This window comes from Cryobacterium sp. RTC2.1, from assembly GCF_035018685.1.
In the GTDB taxonomy this organism is placed as follows: domain Bacteria; phylum Actinomycetota; class Actinomycetes; order Actinomycetales; family Microbacteriaceae; genus Cryobacterium; species Cryobacterium glucosi.
The window spans coordinates 1-4,029 of record NZ_JASJXJ010000230.1; the positions used below are offsets into that span (position 1 = coordinate 1).

The following is a 4,029-nucleotide window of genomic DNA, read 5'->3' on the forward strand; positions in this document are numbered from 1 at the left end:
GGGCGGGGCGTCTCGGGGGGGGGCCCCCGCCACCCGCCTCCCGCACGACCGCACCACCTGCACCACCTACAAGACCTCCACGCGACCCCTCGCACGACCGCTTCGCGCACGATTGAAGGGACCGGCCAATGACGACCGCAGACTTACTCGGAAAGATAATCCAGGTAGTGGGGGCACTGGCAGCGTTCGCGCTTGTCATCGGTCTCCTGCTTTTCCTGATAGACAGAGCGCCCAAACGCGGGCGCGACTATTGGCAGCTGACTTTCTTCATCGCGCCCGCCCTCCTCCTGCTGCTTGCCGGTTTGATCTACCCGGCATTCCGCACCTCCCTCCTGGCGTTCACCAACAGTTCGGGTGCCTATGTCGGCGCCGAGAACTTCGTCTGGATGTTCACCCAGCCGGCTGCTTTGATCACCCTGGGCAACACCCTGATCTGGGTTGTCGTCGTGCCGACGATCTCAACGGCCATCGGCCTCGGCTACGCGGTCTTCATCGACAAGTCCCGGGGAGAGAAATACTTCAAGGCCCTCGTCTTCATGCCGATGGCGATCTCCTTCGTCGGTGCCGGAATCATCTGGCGCTTCATCTACGACTACAAGTCGGGAGGAAGCGACCAGATCGGCCTCCTGAACCAGATCGTGGTCTGGCTCGGCGGCCAGCCGGTGCAGTGGCTCCAGACCTCGCCGATCAACACCTTCCTCCTGATCATCGTGATGATCTGGATCCAGACCGGATTCGCCATGGTCATCCTCTCTGCAGCCATCAAGGGGGTCCCGACCGAGCAGATCGAGGCCGCCGAACTCGACGGAACCAACGCCTGGCAGCGGTTCACCAACGTGACGATCCCCGGCATCCGCGGCTCGCTCGTCGTCGTGATCACGACTATCTCGATCGCCACCCTCAAAGTCTTCGACATCGTGCGCACGATGACCGCCGGTAACTTCAACACGAGCGTCATCGCCAACGAGATGTACACGCAGGCATTCCGAGCCGGTGAGCAGGGCCGTGGCGCTGCGCTCGCGATCGTGCTGTTCCTGATGGTGCTGCCGATTGTCATCTACAACGTACGAATCATGCGCAAGCAGAGGGAGATCCGATGAGCGACAACGTAGTCGACCTGCCCATCGTCGGCACCAAGAAGAATGCCCTCGAGGTCGTCACCGTCGGCACCAAGTCGGCCAGGGTGAAACGGCGCCTCACGTCGCGCACGGCGACGGTCGTGTCGCTCGTCATCGCGATCCTGTGGACGCTGCCGACCTTCGGCCTGTTCGTGTCCTCCTTCCGGCCCGCCGGGCTGATCACCACGACGGGGTGGTGGACCATCCTGCAGAACCCGGGCTTCACGCTCGACAACTACAAGGAGGTGCTGCTCTCCACCTCGCAGTCCTCCCCGCAGCTCGGCGCGTACTTCGTGAACTCCCTCGCGATCGCGATCCCCGCCACGATCTTCCCCCTCGTGATCGCCTCGATGGCCGCGTACGCCTTTGCCTGGATCAAGTTCAAGGGCAGTGGCGCACTCTTCGTGCTCGTGTTCGCACTGCAGATCGTGCCCCTGCAGCTCGCGCTGATCCCGCTGCTCCAGATGTTCACCGCGATCCTGAAGCCCGGGCAGGAGGCGCTGCACCAGCTGATCCCGATGATCCCGGCGCAGAACTACCTGCCGGTCTGGATCGCGCACACGATCTTCGCGCTGCCGCTGGCGATCTTCCTGCTGCACAACTTCATCTCCGAGATCCCGAGCGAGGTCATCGAGGCAGCCCGTGTCGACGGCGCCAGCCACGGCCAGGTCTTCTTCCGGATCGTGCTGCCGCTCGCGGTGCCCGCGCTCGCATCCTTCGCGATCTTCCAGTTCCTCTGGGTCTGGAACGACCTGCTCGTCGCCCTGATCTTCTCGGGCGGCACGCCGGATGTCGCCCCGCTCACGCAGCGCCTGGCCGAACTCACCGGTACCCGAGGGCAGGACTGGCAGCGCCTCACGGCCGCGGCCTTCGTGTCCCTGATCGTGCCGCTCATCGTGTTCTTCAGCCTGCAGCGTTACTTCGTGCGCGGCCTGCTGGCCGGCTCGACGAAGGGCTGACCAGGCCCGGGCATCCGCTCGAACAACACCTGTGCCCGTAACGGACACCTGTGCCCCGCGCAACGGGAACAGGTGTCCGGAGCGGGCACAGTTGCGTGCCCTGCAGGCGAGCGGATGCCGCTGCGGCGACGTTTAGGCTGGCTTCATGAGTGCAATGCACGGCCACGGTGGCGGGTCGGCCCCCTCCGGCCGGCCTGGACAGTACGGACGCCCGCGCGGGCGGATCAGCGGCGGTGACCCCGTCGCCCAGCGCGCCGAGAACGCCGAAGCACCGCGGATACCGAACCTCCTCGGCAGGATTGCCGCGCTGTTCGCGCCGCACCGCACCGCGCTCACTGTCACCGTCGTGCTCGTGATCATCAGCGCCGCGCTCTCGGTGGTCCCGCCTCTGCTCGTGCAGCGCGCATTCGACGAGGGCCTGTTCCCGCCGGGGGGAGAGCCCAACCTGCCCCGCCTCGCGACCCTCGTCGGGCTCATGATCGCGATCTACCTCGGTTCCCAGCTGCTCGGGGTGTGGCAGACCTGGCTCACCGCGAGTGTCGGCAACACCGTGATGGGCGCCCTGCGCGTGCGACTGTTCACTCACCTGCAGGCCATGGAGCTGAGCTTCTTCACCCGCACCAAGACCGGGATCATCCAGTCGCGGCTGCAGAACGACGTCGGCGGCGTCGCGAGCGTGCTCACGAACACCATCTCGAGCCTGCTCGGCAACGCCGTCACCGTGATCGCCGCGTTCGTCGCGATGCTCCTGCTCGACTGGCAGCTCACGATCGTCGCCCTGATCCTGATGCCGATCCTCGTGATCGCCCAGCGCCGCGTCGGCCAGGTCCGCGCCCGGATCGCGGCGAAGACCCAGGAATCGCTTTCCGACATGACCGCGATCACGCAGGAGACTCTGAGCGTCTCCGGGATTCTGCTCTCCAAGAGCTTCACCAGGCAGCAGGCCGAGATCGGCCGCTACTCGGACGAGAACGACAACCAGGTACGACTGCAGGTCAGCCAGCAGATGAGTGGCCAGTGGTTCTTCGCCATGGTCAGTATTTTCCTCTCGAGCATCCCCGCGATCGTCTACCTGGTCGCCGGCCTGCTGATGAGCAACGGTTCCGCCGACATCACCGCAGGCACGATCGTCGCGTTCACGACCGTGCAGTCCCGGCTGCTGTTCCCCCTGCTCGGCCTGATGCGGGTCGCACTCGACCTGCAGACCTCGAGCGCCCTCTTCGCGCGGATCTTCCAGTACCTCGACCTCGTCCCGGCGATCCAGGATTCCCCGGAGGCTCTCGCGGTGCCCGAGACCGGCCCCGCCACCGGTCGCGTCGAATTCGATGCCGTCACGTTCGCCTATCCGGATGCCGCCGGTGAGTCCCGGCCCACCCTCGACCAGGTCTCGTTCACGATCGAGCCCGGCCAGTTCGCCGCGTTCGTCGGGCCGTCCGGCGCCGGGAAGACGACCGTCTCCTACCTGATCCCCCGCTTCTACGAGGCGACGGAAGGGCGAGTCCTGTTCGGCGGCATCGACGTGCGCGATCTCGCCCAGCAGTCCCTCGTCTCCCACATCGGCATTGTGAGCCAGGAGACCTACCTCTTCCACGCGACGATCGCCGAGAACCTCCGCTATGCGAAACCGGATGCCACGGCGGACGAACTCGAGGCCGCCGCCCGGTCCGCGAGCATCCACGACACGATCGCGTCCTTCCCCGCCGGCTACGACACGGTCGTCGGCGAGCGCGGGTACCGGCTCTCCGGCGGCGAAAAGCAGCGTATCGCCATCGCCAGGGTGCTCCTGAAGAACCCGGAAGTGCTCATCCTCGACGAGGCGACGAGCGCCCTCGACGCCATCTCCGAGCGCGTCGTGCAGGCGGCACTCGACACCGCGTCCCGCGGCCGCACCACGATCGCGATCGCCCACCGGCTCTCGACGATCCGGCCGCCGTCGACGACGAAGATCACGT

Annotated in this window: 3 protein-coding genes; all 3 read left to right on the plus strand. The window is 66.0% G+C overall.

All coding sequences use genetic code 11. The features are described 5' to 3' along the window. Positions 1–128: 128 nt before the first annotated feature. On the plus strand, positions 129–1,100 hold the full coding sequence (locus QN357_RS18160; RefSeq protein WP_134446746.1) for a carbohydrate ABC transporter permease: 972 nt from the start codon (positions 129–131) through the stop codon (positions 1,098–1,100). Then, positions 1,097–2,077 (plus strand): carbohydrate ABC transporter permease, encoded by a 981-nt coding sequence (locus tag QN357_RS18165; protein ID WP_134446748.1) that lies wholly within the window; start codon positions 1,097–1,099, stop codon positions 2,075–2,077. The genes QN357_RS18160 and QN357_RS18165 overlap by 4 nt, the downstream gene beginning before the upstream one ends. A gap of 154 nt (positions 2,078–2,231) precedes the next feature. Then, positions 2,232–4,029: ABC transporter ATP-binding protein (locus QN357_RS18170; protein WP_323505314.1), on the plus strand; the 1,798-nt coding region annotated here is incomplete at its 3' end.

What these genes read in the sequence shown, in the direction of transcription:
- QN357_RS18165 (WP_134446748.1), top strand. Translation starts at nt 1,097, where the DNA reads ATGAGCGACAACGTAGTCGACCTGCCCATCGTCGGCACCAAGAAGAAT.
- QN357_RS18160 (WP_134446746.1), top strand. Translation starts at nt 129, where the DNA reads ATGACGACCGCAGACTTACTCGGAAAGATAATCCAGGTAGTGGGGGCA.